The organism is Roseomonas elaeocarpi (assembly GCF_042433915.1).
GTDB lineage: Bacteria > Pseudomonadota > Alphaproteobacteria > Acetobacterales > Acetobacteraceae > Roseomonas > Roseomonas elaeocarpi.
On sequence record NZ_JBHLUN010000008.1, the window covers coordinates 146,923 to 163,370 of the forward strand.

At 73.1% G+C, this 16,448-nt stretch carries 13 protein-coding genes; 7 read left to right on the forward strand and 6 right to left on the reverse strand.

The features are described 5' to 3' along the window. Positions 1-185: 185 nt before the first annotated feature. Entirely contained in the window at positions 186-1,184 is a 999-nt protein-coding gene (locus ACFFGY_RS12110; protein WP_377044756.1) for an aldo/keto reductase, read from the reverse strand. A 438-nt stretch (positions 1,185-1,622) separates the two neighbouring features. Between ACFFGY_RS12110 and fdxA the strand changes: the two genes are divergently transcribed. Together fdxA and ACFFGY_RS12120 are read left to right on the forward strand one after the other, a co-directional pair. After that, positions 1,623-1,955, forward strand: coding sequence for a ferredoxin FdxA (gene fdxA / locus ACFFGY_RS12115; RefSeq protein ID WP_377044757.1), 333 nt, complete (start codon positions 1,623-1,625; stop codon positions 1,953-1,955). Between the two features lie 376 nt (positions 1,956-2,331). Beyond that, entirely contained in the window at positions 2,332-3,096 is a 765-nt protein-coding gene (locus ACFFGY_RS12120; protein WP_377044758.1) for a CarD family transcriptional regulator, read from the forward strand. Between the two features lie 82 nt (positions 3,097-3,178). Here the strand turns inward: ACFFGY_RS12120 and ACFFGY_RS12125 are convergent, their stop codons facing one another. The 5 genes from ACFFGY_RS12125 to ACFFGY_RS12145 all read right to left on the reverse strand — a co-directional run bounded on the left by ACFFGY_RS12125 (position 3,179) and on the right by ACFFGY_RS12145 (position 10,047). Further along, entirely contained in the window at positions 3,179-3,979 is an 801-nt protein-coding gene (locus tag ACFFGY_RS12125; protein WP_377044759.1) for a Bax inhibitor-1/YccA family protein, read from the reverse strand. A gap of 109 nt (positions 3,980-4,088) precedes the next feature. Further along, a complete protein-coding gene (locus ACFFGY_RS12130) occupies positions 4,089-4,592 on the reverse strand; it encodes a deaminase (RefSeq protein ID WP_377044760.1) in 504 nt (167 codons plus the stop codon). A 112-nt stretch (positions 4,593-4,704) separates the two neighbouring features. Beyond that, a complete protein-coding gene (locus tag ACFFGY_RS12135) occupies positions 4,705-6,273 on the reverse strand; it encodes an amidase (protein ID WP_456316160.1) in 1,569 nt (522 codons plus the stop codon). A 160-nt stretch (positions 6,274-6,433) separates the two neighbouring features. Beyond that, on the reverse strand, positions 6,434-9,148 hold the full coding sequence (locus tag ACFFGY_RS12140) for an ABC transporter permease (RefSeq protein WP_377044761.1): 2,715 nt from the start codon (positions 9,146-9,148) through the stop codon (positions 6,434-6,436). Further along, positions 9,145-10,047 carry an ABC transporter ATP-binding protein gene (locus tag ACFFGY_RS12145; RefSeq protein WP_456316161.1) on the reverse strand — a complete coding sequence of 301 codons (903 nt, stop codon included), beginning with the start codon at positions 10,045-10,047 and terminating at the stop codon, positions 9,145-9,147. The genes ACFFGY_RS12140 and ACFFGY_RS12145 overlap by 4 nt, the downstream gene beginning before the upstream one ends. Before the next feature lie 175 nt (positions 10,048-10,222). On the opposite strand from ACFFGY_RS12145, the gene ACFFGY_RS12150 reads away from it, so the two are divergent. From ACFFGY_RS12150 to ACFFGY_RS12170, 5 genes are all read left to right on the forward strand, one after another. Next, positions 10,223-10,771 (forward strand): arylesterase, encoded by a 549-nt coding sequence (locus ACFFGY_RS12150; protein WP_377044762.1) that lies wholly within the window; start codon positions 10,223-10,225, stop codon positions 10,769-10,771. A 104-nt stretch (positions 10,772-10,875) separates the two neighbouring features. Further along, the gene (gene thpR, locus ACFFGY_RS12155) at positions 10,876-11,412 is read left to right on the forward strand and encodes an RNA 2',3'-cyclic phosphodiesterase (RefSeq protein WP_377044763.1); all 537 of its coding nucleotides are present in this window, start codon (positions 10,876-10,878) and stop codon (positions 11,410-11,412) included. A gap of 207 nt (positions 11,413-11,619) precedes the next feature. Further along, the gene (locus tag ACFFGY_RS12160; protein ID WP_377044764.1) at positions 11,620-12,129 is read left to right on the forward strand and encodes a copper chaperone PCu(A)C; all 510 of its coding nucleotides are present in this window, start codon (positions 11,620-11,622) and stop codon (positions 12,127-12,129) included. Positions 12,130-12,234: 105 nt separating this feature from the next. Next, positions 12,235-12,921: a uracil-DNA glycosylase family protein gene (locus ACFFGY_RS12165; protein WP_377044765.1), complete on the forward strand. Its 687-nt coding sequence runs from the start codon at positions 12,235-12,237 to the stop codon at positions 12,919-12,921. 360 nt (positions 12,922-13,281) lie between these two features. Continuing rightward, positions 13,282-16,419: a PAS domain-containing protein gene (locus tag ACFFGY_RS12170; protein ID WP_377044766.1), complete on the forward strand. Its 3,138-nt coding sequence runs from the start codon at positions 13,282-13,284 to the stop codon at positions 16,417-16,419. Positions 16,420-16,448 lie beyond the last annotated feature (29 nt).

Genomic DNA, 16,448 nt, shown 5'->3' on the forward strand with positions numbered 1-16,448 from the left:
TAAAGAGGAAGGCGTGGAGGTGCAACAGCTCCCGTTCGCGGCTGCCCCCACGCCCGTCGCTCCGGGATCGCTCACGGCGAGGTGCGGCAAGACCGCGCTCAGAAGCCGCGCTGGCACAGGGAGCGGCGCCCGGCGCAGACGCCGGCCATTCGGGCCATGACCGCCCGTCAGGCTCGCGCGGCGGTCTAGGCCGCGGCGAGAGCCTCCTCGATCCTGCGTAACTCCTCCTCCGAGAGCGGCGCGCCCGACGTGGCATCGAGGAGCTCGTCCAGTTGCTCCAACGTTCGCGCCCCCACCAGCGCCGAGGTCACGCGCGGGCTGCGCAGCACCCAGGTGACCGCCATCTGTGCCAGGCTCTGCCCGCGCTCCCGCGCGACGGCCGCCAGCTTCCGCAGCACCTCGGCGCGTTCCGGCGACAGCGCGCTGGGCGAGAGAGAGCCTCCCCGGGCGGCGCGCGCGTCGGCCGGGATGCCGTGGAGGTACTTGTCGGTCAGCAACCCCTGCGCCAGCGGCGAGAACACGATGCAGCCGATGCCGCGCTCCTCGAGCGTGTCGAGCAGCTCCCCCTCGATGCCGCGCTCCAGCAGCGAGTAGCGGGGCTGGTGGATCAGCAGCGGCACGCCTTCCGCCCGCAGGATGTCGCCGATCGCCCGCGTCCGCTCCGCCGTGTAGGAGGAGATCCCGATGTAGAGGGCCTTGCCCTGGCGGTGCAGCTGCGCGAGCGCGCCCGCCGTTTCCTCCAGGGGCGTCGCCTCGTCCATCCGGTGGGAATAAAAGATGTCGAAGTAGTCGAGGCCCGTGCGACGGAGACTCTGGTCGGCACTGGCGATGATGTACTTGCGGCTGCCCGACGGGCCGCCATAGGGGCCGGGCCACATGCCGTAGCCGGCCTTGGACGACACGATGAGCTCGTCGCGATAAGGGCGGAAATCCTCGGCGAGCCAGCGGCCGAAGTTGCTTTCCGCCGAGCCGTAGGGCGGGCCGTAGTTGTTGGCCAGGTCGAAGTGGGTGACGCCGCGGTCGAAGGCGCGGCGCAGCAGGGCGCGGCCGGTTTCGAACACGTCCACCCCACCGAAGTTCTGCCACAGCCCCAGCGAGATCGCTGGCAGCAGCAGCCCGCTGCGCCCGCAGCGCCGGTAAGGCATGGCGCCGCCGTAGCGTGCCTCGTCAGCCTCGTAGCCCATGACGTTCCCTTTTTCTTGTCAGCCGAGGGGCCAGCTTCGGTCATCCCGGCGCGAAATGGGAGACGCACGGGCATCGGGCCGGGCTCGACCGGCATGGGGAGGCGCGGGCAGACCGGCATCCGGGGTGACGGACACCCGGCGGGCCGGTCGGTCATCCGCGGCCCGGTTCCGATCTGGCAGTCCCGGTGACAGCCTGCCCGGTGGACGGCGCCGGCACGGCCGCGCGAGCCCCACCGCGACACCCGGGCGATCGCCCCGAGCGGCAGCCTTCTGCCCCCGACCGGGCCATCGTTGCGCCGAACAGGGCTGCCCCGGTGAAGCAACAGCTTGCCGGATTGCTCTGCGCTTGCCATGTGAGCGCCCACACACCGACATACGCCGCCACCGCCGCGCGCCGGGCCTCCCGACACGGGGCCCGCCGATCAGGAGCCTGCCGAAGTGACCTACGTCGTCACCGAGAACTGCATCAAGTGCAAGTACATGGACTGCGTCGAGGTGTGTCCGGTGGACTGCTTCTACGTCGGCGAGAACTTCCTGGTGATCCATCCCGACGAGTGCATCGACTGCGGCGTGTGCGAGCCCGAATGCCCGGCCGAGGCGATCCTGCCCGACAGCGACGACAAGGCCACCGCCTGGGCCGAGATCAACCGCACCTACTCGACGCAGTGGCCCAACATCACCCGCAAGGGCGAGGCGCCGGCGGACGCCGAGGAATGGAACGGCAAGCCCGACAAGGCCAAGCTGCTGAGCCCCGAGCCTGGCAAGCCCTGAGGCTGGTCAACCCTGAGCCCGGCAGGCCCTGAGGCCGCAGGGCCGCCACGAGCGTGCCAGCACGGCCGCCGGTCGCACCCCGCGGCGCCGCTGAAAAGCACCACGATCCGAAGCCCCCGACCCGAAGCCCTGGGTTCGGGGGCTTTTTTGTGCTAGGGACGCGCATCGTTTCCGGTTCGCGATGCAACCCGCCGCCCCCTGCGGCGTCGGGTTCGCGAACCCGTCGGTCCGGCGCCGCGCCCCCGATTGCCCCGCCGGACCTGTGCCGTGGGTGATTGAACGGCGCGAGCACCCGGCGCACGAGACCTGATCCGGCCCGGGCGGCCGTCCGGCACACCGCACCGGCACTCGCCCTGGCCGAACTGGAGGTAGCAGAATGAAGGCTGTTCGCGCCACGCCCCCCGGGAAGATGAACCCCTCCTCCCCCAAGGACGACGCCGTGCCGGCCGACGCGGTGGAGGCCCGTGCCTCCGACGCCGGCGAAACGCCGACCGCCGCGGCCCCGGTGGCCTCCCCGTCGGTTCCGGCCGGCCCCATCCGCCCGGCGCCCCCGCCCAAGCCGCTCGGCAACAAGGGCTCGGACTTCAAGGCCGGCGACCACGTGGTCTATCCGACCCACGGCGTCGGCCAGGTGCAGGGCATCGAGGAAGTTCCCGTTGCCGGCACGACCCTGAAGGTGATCGTGATCACCTTCGAGGAGAACCGGATGACGCTGAAGGTTCCCATGGCCAAGGCGCCCTCGTCCGGGCTGCGCAAGCTCGCCTCGCCCAAGGTGATGGACGACGCCATGGCGACGCTGCGCGGCAAGGCGCGGATCAAGCGCACCATGTGGTCGCGCCGTGCCCAGGAATACGAGCAGAAGATCAACAGCGGCGACCCGATCGCCATCGCCGAGGTGGTGCGCGACCTGCACCGCAACGCCGGCCAGCCGGACCAGTCCTTCTCCGAGCGGCAGATCTACGAGCTGGCGCTGGACCGCCTGTCGATGGAGGTCGCGGCGCGCGACGGCACCGACAAGGTCAAGGCCACGGCCAAGCTGATGGAGCACCTCAACAAGGCGGAGAAGGGCGGCAAGAACGACCCGGCCGACAAGGATGAGGATGTCGAGGACGAGGACGAGGATATGGACGGCGAGGAGTGATCCCCTCCGCGCCAGGGGCGTGACAAAGAAAAGGGCCCCGGGGATCGCTCCCCGGGGCCCTTTCGCGTTGTGTCGCCGAAGCTTAGTTCGACTGGTTCCGCGCGCCCATGAACTGCAGCAGGAACTGGAACAGGTTCACGAAGTTCAGGTACAGGCCCAGCGCGTCGAAGACCGAGCGCTTGGCCGCCTCGTCGCTGCCCTCGGCATAGGCGTACTGGATGTAGTCCGCCTTGATGCGCTGCGTGTCGTAGGCGGTCAGGCCCACGAAGATGATCACGCCCATCACGCTGATGCCGAACTGCAGGGCCGTCGAACCCACGAACATGTTCACCAGCCCGGCGATGATGATGCCGAACAGGCCCATCATCATGAAGCTGCCCATGCGCGTCAGGTCGGTCTTGGTGGTGTAGCCATACAGGCTGACCGCCGCGAACATGCCCGCCGTCACCAGGAAGGTGCTGGCGATCGAGGTCTGAGTATAGACCACGAACAGGTTCGCCATGCTGGCGCCCATCGCGGCGGCGAAGGCCCAGAACAGCGCCTGCACCGTGCTCTTCTGCATCCGGTTGACGCCGAAGCTCAGCACCAGGACGAAGGCCAGCGGGGCGAAGATGGCGGCCCAGCCCAGCAGCGTCGGCTGCGTGACCAGGTAGCCCGCGCGGGTGCGGCCCACCGTCCAGAAGGCCTGGGCCACGGACGTGTTCGCGATCACGTAGGCCACGATCGCGGTCAGCGCGAGGCCGGACGCCATCCAGTTGTAGACCCGCAGCATATAGGCGCGGAGCCCGGCATCCAGGACGGCGGCGTCAGTGCCGGCCCGCCCCTGAGGCTGGGTCCACACCGAACCGCCCGTCGGGAAGCGGTTGTCGGGACGCAATGCCATAGCTCAGAGAACTCCTCCTGGCGGGATGAGGTTTGGGACCACCCCGCCGTCATGGGATATATGGACATCCTGTAATGCGGATCAATGGGAGAGTTTGGGCCCGGTCCCTTCAGGCCCCCTCCGTCCAGTATCCGCGATGCGGCTCGGCGCCCTCATTCTCCAGGCATGGGCCCAGAACATGGGGTGGCGCGTGGGCCCGCAACAGCACTTCCCTGCAACCAAGCGTAAGCCCGGCGGTTTCCGGCCGGGCATTGCGAAGCGCCAGGATCGCCCCGGCCGAGAGACCGTACACCACGCGCCCGATTCCGCTGTAGAAGATCGCGGCCGCGCACATGGCGCAGGGCTCGCCCGAAGAATAGATCGTGGCGCCGCCCAGCCGGTCCCGCCTCACGCCCGCCCGGATCACGGCGCCCAGCACGTTCATCTCGCTATGCGCCAGCGTGCCGTCGCCGCTCGCCCCTTGGGTGGAGCCCGCTTCCGCCAGCATGGCGCCCGAGCCGTCCACCACCACCGCCGCGAAGGGCCGGTCGCCCCGCGCCCGCGCCGCCGCGGCACCCCGGAAGGCCCGGCGCAGCCAGCCGGCATCCGCCTCGGTGAAGGCTTCAACGGTCACGACGGTGCCCGCTTCCGCCGGCCCAGCGTGGTGGGGCCGGGACGGTCCCGGCGCCCCCTCGCCGGCAGGGCCGCGCCCTTCCCTGGGTGCCGTGGCATCGATTCCCTCCTCTTCAGTCGAAGCCGAGGAAGTTCGGGCTTTCCTTGATCGGTCGCGCCGCGCGCAGCTTCGCCAGGTCCGGCACCGGCCGCGCCGTGCGTGGGTCGCCGGCCAGCAGCCGCTCCAGCGCCGCCGCCACCGCGATCACCTTGGCGTCGCCTCCGCGCGGTCCCACGATCTGCAGGCCGAAGGGCATGCCGTGGCGGTCCAGCCCCACCGGCAGGGAAATGGCCGGGTGCCCCACCAGCGTCGGCGCGTAGGCCAGCGCCAGCCAGTGGAAGTAGGTGCGGGTTTTCACGCCGTCGATCTCGGCTGGGAAGAGCTCGCTCCAGGGACGCGGGCTGAGCGTCACCGCCGGCGCCAGGATCACGTCGAAGCGGTCGAAGAAGCTCTGCCAGCGGCGGTACATCACGGTCTGCGCCTGCATCGCCTTGGCGGCGTCCAGCGCGGAATAGCCCAGCCCTTCCTCGACATTGGCGCGGACGTTGGGGCCGATCTGGTCGGGGGTGTCGCGCACGCGCTCGTACATGCCGGCCATGAAGCTCATGGCGCGCAGCACCTCGAAGGTGCGGTCGGCGCCCTCGCAGTCGGGCGTCGCGTCCTCGGCGAGGGCGAAGCTGTCGCGAAACAGCGCGGTCTTTTCGGCGAAAACCTCGCGGATGTGGCGCTCCGTCGGCGCGAAGCCGAAATCGGGCGTGATCGCCACCCGCAGCGAGGCGAGGTCCACCGCACCCGGCACCGCGAATTCCGCCGCCGTGCGGACGGTCGTGCCGTCGATCCGGCTCGACAGCGGATCGAGCCCGCTGTCGGAGGCCATGGTGGAGAGCAGCAGCGCCAGGTCCGCCACGTTGCGCGCCATCGGCCCCAGCACGCTCAATCCCGACCAGCCCAGCGGCCGCTTCTCGAAGGGCACCAGCCCCGGCGAAGGGCGGAAGCCCACGATGCCGTTGAAGGCCGCCGGGTTGCGCAGCGATCCGCCGGTATCCGACCCGGTGGCGATCGGCACCATGCCCGTGGCCAGCACCACGCCCGACCCGCCGGAGGAACCCGCCGCCGACTTCGTGGGATCAAACGGATTGCCGGTCACGCCGTAGACCGCGTTGCGGGTATTGGCGCCGGCGCCGAATTCCGGCGTGTTGGTCTTGCCCAGCACGATCGCCCCGGCTCCCCGCACGGAGCGCACGATGCCCTGGTCCTCGGTCGGGACGTGGTCGCGGAACAGCACGCTGCCGTAGGTGGTGCGCAGCCCGGCGGTGTCCTGGAGGTCCTTCACCCCGATCGGCAGCCCATGCAGCGGCCCCAGAGCGTCGCCCCGCATCACCGCCGCGTCCGCCAGCTTCGCCGCGGTGCGCGCGCCGTCCACGTCCAGCGCCACCATGGCGTTCACGGCCGGGTCCACCGCCTCGATGCGCGCGAGGCAGCTTTCCAGCAGCTCCGTGGCCGAAAGCCGCTTCGCGCCGATCAGCGCCCGCGCCTCGGTGGCCGGCAGGTCGCAGGGCTCGGTGGCGCTGGGGGTGGCCCGGGCAAGGGATGGGCTCGGCTGGCTCATGCGGTACTCCGTGGTGGTCTGGGCGGTCGGCACCTGGCTCGCCGCTCCGCCGCGGGCGCTGTCACGCGGCGCGGCGGAAGGGGACCCTGAACCGCCGCCGCCACCGCCTCAAGCCCCGCAGCGGCAGCCGGCACGCCCGGCACGGTGGCGGCGGATTCCGGCACGCTTCTGCCCAAGGCCCCTACCGCCCGGCCTACTCGTTGCGCAGCAGCGGTGCCGGCCGCACCCGCAGCGCCAGCGCCGTGCCGGCCCAGCCCATCGCGAGCGTGAGCAGCGCGCAGCCCAGCACCGTCACCGCCAGCGTGCCCGGCAGGAAGGCCCAGTCCAGCTTCATCACGAAGCGCACCACGCCCCAGGAGGCCAGCGTTCCCGCCGCCGCCGCGATCAGCCCGGCGGTCAGGCCCAGCAGCCCGAATTCCACCAGCCAGGCGTTGCGGATCTGCCCGCGCGTGGCGCCCACGGTCTTGAGGATCACCGCATCGCGGATGCGCTTGGCCTGCCCCGCCGCCACCGCGCCCGCCAGCACCAGGATGCCGGCCAGCAGCGTCAGCGCGGCGGTGGAGGTCAGCGCCGTCGCGATCTGCCCCAGGATGCCGCCCAGCGCGTCCAGCGCCTCGCGCACCGAGATGCCGGTGACGTTGGGCAGCGCGTCGGTGACGGCGCGCAGCACCCCGGCCTCGCTCGCCTGGGCGGCACGGACGGTGGCGATGTTGGTGTGCGGCGCCGACTCCAGCAGACCCGGCGAGGCGATCAGCGCGAAGTTCAGCCCCAGTCCTCGCCACTGGATGTCGCGCAGTGACCGCACCTCGAAGCTGACATCGCGCCCCAGCACGTTCAGCGTCACGGTGTCGCCGATGTTCACGCCCCAGCCGCGCGCCAGGTTGGCATCGAGCGACACCAGCGGCGCCCCGCGGTAGTCCGCCGGCCACCACTGCCCGGCCACGAGGCGCGTGCCCTCCGGCGGGGTCGCGGCATAGGTCAGCCCGCGGTCGCCGCGCAGCGCCCACTCGCTGTCCTCGCTGACATGGACCTGCTCCACCGGCACGCCCTTGATCGCGGTGATGCGGGCGCGCAGCGAGGGCACCTGTACCACGTCCTCGACCCCCGGCACGCCGCGCGCCAGCGCCTCGAAGCGCCCGGCCTGATCGCTCTGGATGTCGATAAAGAAGAAGCTCGGCGCTTGGTCGGGGATGCTTTCCCCGATCTGCCGGCGCAGGTTGCCCTCTATGAGGGCCACCGCCGCCAGCGTGGTCAGGCCGATGCCCAGCGACACCAGCATCAGCGCCGTTGGCGCTCCGGGCCGGTGGAGGTTCGCCAGCCCCAGCCGCAGCACCGGCTGCCGCACCCCCCGGAAGCGCCGTGCCACGCTTTGCAGCGCCCAGGCGCCGGCGCGAAACAGCCCCAGCGTCAGCAGCGCGCCGAGGCAGAACCACAGCGCAAACATCTTCTGGTCCGAGGTCAGCACCACCAGCGCCACCAGCACCAGCCCCGCCGCGGCGTTGAGCAGCAGCAGCCACAGGCGCGGCCAGCCCCGCACCGGCTGCACCGCGTCGCGAAACAGCGCGGCACCCGGGATCTCGCGTGCGCGGGCCAGCGGCCAGAGCGAGAAGGCCAGCGCCGTCAGCAGCCCGTAGAGCGCCGCCAGCGCCAGCGGCGCCGGGTAGAAGCCCAGCCGCGGCGGCACCGGCAGCACCCCCGCCAGCGCCGTGGCCGCGATCCAGGTCAGCGCGGTGCCCGCGACGAGGCCCGCCACGATCCCGGCCGCCGCCAGCACCAGCACCTGCAGCAGGTAGCACACGAAGATCGCTGAGGCCGGCGCGCCCAGGCAGCGCAGCGTGGCGATGGTACGCGCCCGGCGGTCGAGCCAGGAGCGTACCCCCGTCGCCACGCCGATGCCGCCCACCAGCAGCGCCGTCAGCCCCGCCAGCGTCAGGAAGGAGGCCGCACTGTCCACGAAGCGCCCGACGCCCGGCGCGCCCTCGGTGGCGTCGCGCAGGCGCCAGCCGCTGTCGAAGAAGCGCTGCGCCCGGAAGCGGTCGGCGAAGCCGTCCGCCGCAACGCCCGCGGGCAGGCGCAGGCGATAAGCGTAGGTCACCAGCGAGCCCGGCTGGATCAGCGCGGTGGCCGGCACCGCCGCGAGCGGGATCGTAGCGCGCGGCCCGAACTGGAAGGCGCCCGACACCTTGTCGGGTTCCTCCGCCACCACGCCGCGCAGCGCGAAGCGCGCCTCGCCGATGCGCACCGTGTCGCCGGTCTTCAGCCCCAGCCGATCGAGCACCACCCGTTCCAGCGCCAGCGGCCAGCGCCCATCCGCCTCCGCCTGCTGGGCCAGCCCGCCTGGCGGGTCGAGCACCAGCGCGCCGTAGAGCGGGTAGCTGCCATCCACCGCCTTGAGCTCCACCAGCGAGCGGTTGCGCCCCGAGGTCGGCGCGGGCGCCTCGGCCCCGGCGGGCGTTCCGGCGTCGGCGGTCCCGGGCGCAGCAGCGGCAGCCGGCGTACCGGGGGCCGGTGCAACGGCGCCCGGCGCGCTGGTGTCCGACGCGCTGCTATCGGGCGCACCCGTGCCCGGCGCGCCGCCAACGGGCGCCGTTCCGCCGACCGCCGCCGGACCCCCGGCCACCGCCATGGCCCGCATCTGGATCGTTTCGCTGACCGTGGCGCCCTGTTCCCGCAGCCAGCGCAGCGCCTCCTCGGGCAGCGGCCGGTAGGTGGAGCGCACCTCCAGGTCGCCGCCCAGCAGCTTCGCCCCGTCCGCAGCCAGCCCCGCCTCGGTGGCCGAGCGCAGGGTGCCCACCGCCGCGATCGCCGCCACGCCCAGCGCCAGGCAGGCCAGCACGATGCGCAATCCCTTGATGCCGCCGCGCAGCTCCCGCCGCGCGAAGCGCCAGCCGGTCGCGAGCGTGCTCACGAGGCCGAGGCCCGCTCGCCCGCGGTGCCGGCACCGGAGCCCGCGTTGGGCACCGCGCCGTGCGCCGCGGCTCCGCCTGGAACGCGCCCGGCACCCACCCCCGGCACGCCGCCCGTGGCCAGCCCGGTCGCGGCCGCCGCATCGTCCCCGGCGCCCTCCCCCGTCGCCGTGTCGCTCACGATCCGCCCGTCCTCGATCCGCACCTGCCGCTCGCAGCGCGCGGCCAGCGCCGGGTCGTGGGTGATCAGGATCAGCGTGGTGCCGAAGCGCTCGCGCATTCCGAACAGCAGGTCCATCACCACCTCGCCGGTCGCGCGGTCGAGGTTGCCGGTGGGCTCGTCGGCCAGCAGCAGCGCGGGCTCGGCCACGAAGGCGCGGGCGAGCGCCACGCGCTGCTGCTCGCCGCCCGAAAGCTGGCCGGGATAATGGTCCAGCCGGTGCGCCAGGCCCACCTGCCGCAGCGCCGCCTCGGCGCGGGCGAAGGCATCGCCGCGGCCGGCGAATTCCAGCGGCACCGCCACGTTCTCGCGCGCCGTCATGGTGGGGATCAGGTGAAAGGCCTGGAACACGATGCCGACCTGCTCGCGGCGCAGCCGCGCCAGCGCGTCCTCATCCAGGCGCGACAGGTCCTGCCCCGCCACCCGCAGCGTGCCGGTGCTGGCCCGCTCCAGCCCCGCCAGCAGCATCAGGATCGAGGTCTTGCCCGAGCCCGAGGGGCCCACCACGCCGATCGCCTCGCCGGGGCGGACGCTGAGGTCCACGCCCTTGACGATGTTGACGGTCCCCCCAGCCGTGGCCACCTTGAAGGTCAGGTCGCGCGCCTCGATCAGCGGTGCCGCCCCCGTGGGGGCGCCCAGGGGCGTGCGATGGGGCGAGGAGGAGGTCATGGTGTCCGGCATCGCCCAGAGATTGCCCCGGCGCACTGCGCTGCACAGGGGCATATGCGGTTTCGCAATGTGTCTTCTGGGGAGTTTACCGCCTGCCGCCGGCCAGGCCGCGGCCCAGGGCGCCCCCGCAACGCCGAACAACGGGGGCGGGACGCCGGGCGCCACCACCCGCCCGCTCCGTCTCCTGATGCTGGGCGACTCCATCACCGCCGCCTACGGCCTCGCGCATGAGCAAGGCCTGCCGGTGCAGCTCGAGGCCGCGCTGCGGGCCAAGGGGCTGCCGGTCACGGTGCTCGATGCCGGCGTGTCGGGCGACACCACCGCGGGCGGCCGCTCGCGCCTCGACTGGGCACTGGCCGACAAGCCCGACGCGGTGATCGTGGCGCTGGGCGGCAATGACGGGCTGCGCGCCCTCGACCCCAAGGACACCGAGGCGAATCTGGGCGCCATCCTCGATGCGCTGAAGGCCCGCAACCTGCCCGCGCTGCTGGCCGGGATGCTGGCGCCGCCCAACCTCGGCGCCGAGTATGGGCGCGAGTTCGCCGACAGCTTCACCCGCCTGCACCAGGCCCATCCGGAAGCGGTGTTCTACCCCTTCCTGCTGGACGGCGTGGCGGGCGACGCCGCGCTGAACCAGGCCGACCGCATCCACCCGAACCCGCAGGGCGTGAAGGTGATCGTGGCGCGGATGCTGCCCGCCGTGGAAGCGCTGCTGCGCAAGACCGAGCCCAGCTGAACTTCGCGCCCCCGCCGCGCGGCCAGCCGGGGGGCGGGCGACGCGGCGGGGGCGCGGAAGACCTTTGTTGCGACATCACCCGAGCCTTGGGGGGCTCCGATCCGATGCTTCGACTCTTCGTTGCCCTGGCCCTGCCCGAAGCCCTGCGGGTGGAGCTGTCCGCCCTGGCCGGCGGCATTCCGGGCGCGCGCTGGCTGCCGCCCGACAACTACCACCTGACGCTGCGCTTCATCGGCGGCATCGAGCGCTGGCGGGCCGAGGAGGTGGACGAGGCGCTGAGCGCCATCCGCGCCCGGCCCTTCGACCTCACGCTCCGGGGGCTCGGCACCTTCGAGAAGAACGGGCGCATCCAGGCCCTCTGGGTCGGGGTGGAGCGCACCGAGGCGCTGAGCCACCTGCAGAGCAAGATCGAGACCGCCCTGCAGCGCGTGGGGCTGGAGCCGGAGCGCCGCCGCTTCGCACCCCACGTCACGATCGCCCGCACCGACCGGGCGGAGGTGCCCAAGCTGGTGGCCTTCGTGCAGGCGCACAACCTGTTCCGCGCCACGCCGGCGCGCATGGAACAGTTCACGCTCTTCTCCTCGCAGCTCGGCAAGGAGCATTCGGTCTACACGCCCGAGGTCGACTACGCCCTGAGCTGAGCCGGCCGCGCCCCTGTCACTGGACCCTGTCACCGGTCCCCATCGTCGGGCTCACATCGTCGGGGCACCGCGCCCGGGCGCGGCGTCCGGCTCCCTTGTCCAGCCCCCTTCGCTGGGCTTCCCTCCCCATCGCCCTGCCGGGCCCGGCGTCACCGGCTTGCCCATCCCGCCACCCACGGCCCGCCGCCGGCCGACACGGATCGCCCCATGTCCCAGCCCGTTCCGCCGCTGCCGCGCCGCGCGACCCTCCGCCGCCTGATGCTGGGCGCCTGCCTCGCCGTCGCGGCCACCTTCCCCGCGGCCCGGGCGCAGGAGGGGGGCGCGGCACGGCGCGACGCGGCGGGCGACATCGCGGTCACCGCCGCCTGGTCCCGCCCGGCGGTGGCGGGCGGAACGGGCGCCGGCTTCCTCACGATCCGCAACAGCGGCGGCACGGCGGACCGGCTCGTGGGGGCGGACAGCCCCGCTGCCGCCGCCGTGGAACTGCACGAGAGCACGAGCGAGAACGGCGTCATGCGGATGCGGCCGCTCGCGGCGGTGGAGCTTCCCCCGGGCGGCGCCGCGACGCTGTCGCCGGGCGGCATGCACCTGATGCTGCTGCGCCTCCGGGCGCCGCTGCGCCTCGGCGACCGGGTGCCCATCACGCTGCACTTCGCCCGCGCCGGCGCCGTGCCGGTCGAGCTGGTGGTGCGGACCTCGGCGCCACCGGCGCCGTAACGCCGGGCGTCGCACGGGCGCGCCCCGCACGCCGCCCCACGACGCACCGAGGCTTGATCCCGCGTGGCATTGACCCCGGCCGCTCCGCCATGCCCCTGTCCGCCGATGCCGCGCCCCACCGCCGCGACGCCGCCCCGGCCCGAACCGGCCGCCCCTTCGGACCCCGCCCGGCCCCCGATCCAGCTCCCCACCCAGGCGCATGGCCCAGCGGACACCGACACGCTGGAGACCGCCGCCGCCGCGGCGCGCCGCTGCACGGTCTGCGCCCCGGTGCTGCCGCTGGGGCCGCGGCCGATCCTGCAGGTCGGCACGGGCGCCAGGCTGCTGATCACCTCCCAGGCGCCGGGCACCAAGGCGCACCTGTCCGGCATCCCCTTCGAGGATGCCTCGGGCGAGCGGCTGCGCGACTGGCTGGAACTGGACCGCGCCACCTTCTACGACACGAGCAAGGTCGCGATCCTGCCCACCGGCCTGTGCTACCCCGGCCGCCTCCCGCGCGGCGGCGACTGCCCGCCGCGCCCGGAATGCGCGCCGATCTGGCACCCGCGCATCCTGCCCCTGTTGCGCGAGGTGCGCTGCCGGCTGCTGGTGGGCGCCTATGCCCAACGGCTGGTGCTGGGCCCCGGGCCGGGGCTGGCGGAACGGGTGCGCGACTTCCGCCGCTACCTGCCGACGCATTTTCCGCTGCCCCACCCGTCCTGGCGCACGCTCCGCTGGGCGGCCGCCAACCCCTGGTTCGAAGCCGAGGTCCTGCCGGCCCTGCGGGAGGTCGTGCGCGGGGTCCTGCGCTGAGCACGCCCCGCCCCGCGCGTCACCGGCCAGGCGCCGCGCACCGGTCCGGCGCAACCGCCCCGGTTGCGGAGGCGTTTGTTCAAACAGCCCTTTTCGGCCCACCGCGCGGCTGGTTGGTTCGGCTTCGGCATGACACGGGTGCGTGGCGCCCGGCATGGGCATCCACGCCGGCTCAGCCTCCCCATCCGGGAAGATCGAGATGACACGAAGCCATCCCTCGCCGGCGGGCCAGACGCTTTCCTCGCCCCGCGCCGCGCCGCAGGCCCCGCGTCACCCCGCCCCGCACGTCGCCGATGGTCGCACGGATCGGGCGCGCGAGCGGGCATGCCCGCGGCGGCGCGCGGTGGAGGGTGCCCGGGCATGACCGAGCCGGCGCGTTCCTGGGATGTCGAGGCCGGGTCGCCGGCCCACGCCCCGCTCGCCGCGTCCGCCCGTCCGGCCGCCGCGCCCGACATGACGTCCGCCGTGAACCCCTTCGCCCTGGCGATGGAGCGGATCCCGGTGGCCATGATGCTCACCAACGCGACGCGGCCGGACTATCCCGTGGTCTTCGCCAACGACGCCTTCCTGCGGCTGACCGGCTACAGCGCCGCCGAGGTCGTCGGCCACAACTGCCGCTTCCTCCAGGGCCCCGACACCGACCCCGCCGCCGTGACGCTGATGCGCGAGATCATCGCGGCGGAGCAGCAGGGCACGGTGGAGCTGCTGAACTACCGGCGCGACGGCAGCCCCTTCTGGAACCGCCTGTTCCTGTCGCCGATCCGCGACGCGGAGGGGCGCCTCGCCTACTACTTCGCGGCCCAGGTCGACATCACGCGCGAACAGGCCGCGGCGGCGACCCGCCGGGCGCTGACCCAGGCCGAGGAACGGCTGCGCCTCGCGCTGGAGGCCGGGCCGGTGCTGGGCACCTGGCGCTGGGACCCGGCTGCGGGGCGCTTCAGCACCGACGCGCTGCTGGCGGCGCATCTCGGCCTGCGACCCCACGCCACCGCGCCGGGACTTTCCCCCGAGGAGTTGCTCGCCGTCGTGGCGCCGGAGGATCGCGACCGGCTGGCGGGGGTCCTGGCCGAACCGGCGCTGGCCTCGGCGCTGCGGCTCGACCTTCACCTCGCGGATGGGCGCTGGGTCAATCTGGCCTCCGAGGAGGTGGGCGGCGAGGCGGAGGAAGGCGCATCCGGAGATGCCGCGTCCCGCCCGCCGCTGTCCCAGGGCACCGTCACTGACATCACCGCCCGCAAGACCGCCGAGCTGGAGCGGCGCGAGGGCAGTTTGCGCTTCCTGCGCGCCATCGACCGTGCCGACAGCCGCGTGGGCCGGCTGATGCGCGACAAGGACTGGCGCGAAACCCCGCTCGGCCCCCTGGAGGACTGGCCCTCCACGCTGCGCTCCTCGCTCGGCATCTGCCTGAACTCGCGCTTCCCGGTCTGCATCTACTGGGGGCCGGAGATGGTGCTGCTCTACAACGACCCCTGGAGCGAGATCCCGGCCGAGAAGCACCCCTGGGCGCTGGGCCGCCCGGCGCGCGAGGCCTGGGCCGACATCTGGCCGGTGATCGGGCCGATGTTCAACACCATTCGCGAAACCGGCGTCGCCGTGCACACCGAGGACGGGCTGCTGCCGATGCGCCGGCGCGGCTACGTCGAGGAATGCTACTTCAACTACAACGTCAGCCCGATCTACGGCGAGGACGGCGCCGTGGCCGGGCTGTTCAACGCGGTGATCGAGACCACCGCGCGCGTGATCAGCGAGCGGCGCGGCAACCTCCTGCGCCGGCTGTCCGACGTCGCGTCGCAGGGGCGCAGCGCCGAGGCCGCGTGCCGCCGCTTCGCGACGCTCGCCGGCGAGGACCCGGCCGACCTGCCCTTCCTCTTGATCTACATGCTGGAGCCCGGCCCCAACCCGCGCCACGCCGTGCTGGCCGCCGCCACGGGGCTGGAAGAAGGCGGCCCGCTCAGCCCCCGCACCGTGGCGCTGGGCACGGCGGACCAGCCCTGGCCGCTGACCGAGGCCGCGCACAGCCACGCCGCGGTGACGGTGGCGGAGCTGGAAACCCGCCTGGCGGAGCCGCTGGTGCGCGATCCCTGGCCCGAGGCGGTTCGGCACGCCACCGTGTTGCCGGTGGTCAATGCCAGCCGCCCGAACGAGACCGCGGCGCTGATCGTGGCCGGCCTCGGCGCGCGGCTGCAGCCGGACGAGAGCTACGCCACCTTCCTGTCCGACCTGGCCGGCCACCTCGCCACCGCCCTCGCCAATGCCCGCTCCTTCGAGGAGGACCGGCGCCAGGCCGAGGAGCTGGAAGCCCGCGTGGCGCAGCGCACGGCGGAACTGCTGCGGACCCAGGAAGCACTGGTGCAGTCGCAGAAGATGGAAGCGGTGGGCCAGCTCACCGGCGGCATCGCGCACGACTTCAACAACCTGCTCACCGGCATCGTCGGATCGCTGGAGCTGATGCGCACCCGCATCGCGCAGGGGCGCACCGACACGCTGGAGCGGTACCTCGGCGCCGCCGTCACCTCGGCCAACCGCGCCGCGGCGCTGACGCACCGGCTGCTGGCCTTTTCGCGCCGGCAGACCCTCGATCCACGCCCCACCGACGTGAAGCGCCTCGTGGCCTCGATCGACGAGCTGATCCGCCGCACCATCGGCCCCGCGATCCACCTGGAAACCGTGATGGCGGGCGGGCTCTGGACCACGCTGTGCGACCCGAACCAGCTCGAGAACGCGCTGCTCAACCTCAGCATCAACGCCCGCGACGCCATGCCCGAGGGCGGACGGCTGACGGTGGAGGCCGCCAACGCCCATCTCGACGACGCCTACGCCGCGCGGGAGCGCGAGGTGGCGCCCGGCCAGTACGTCGCGGTCGCCGTCACCGACACCGGCACCGGCATGTCGCCCGAGGTGATCGAGCGGGTCTTCGAGCCCTTCTTCACCACCAAGCCGCAGGGCCAGGGCACCGGGCTCGGCCTGTCGATGGTCTACGGCTTCGCCAAGCAGAGCGGCGGCCATGTCCGCCTTTACAGCGAGCCCGGCCAGGGAACCACGGTGCGCCTCTACCTGCCCCGCTACCTCGGCGAGGCCGAGCAGGCGGAGGCGCTGCCGATCGATCAGGCGCTGCCCCGCGCCTTCGCCGGCGAGACCGTGCTGGTGGTGGATGACGAGCCGGTGGTGCGGATGCTCGCCCTCGAGGTGCTGGAGGAGATGGGCTACGGCGCGCTGGAAGCGGCCGAGGGCGCCCCGGCGCTGGAAATCCTGCGCGGCGACACCCGGATCGACCTGCTGGTCACCGATGTCGGCCTGCCCGGCGGCATGAACGGCCGGCAGCTGGCCGATGCCGCACGCGTGCTGCGACCGGGGCTGAAGGTGCTGTTCATCACCGGCTACGCCGAGAACGCGGCGATCGGCAACGGCGTGCTGGAGCCGGGCATGCGCGTGATCACCAAGCCTTTCGCGCTGGAAGCGCTGGCGACCAAGATCCGCGCCATGATCAACGAGGACTGAGCGCGGGCGCGGTTTCTCCCGCCGCCGCC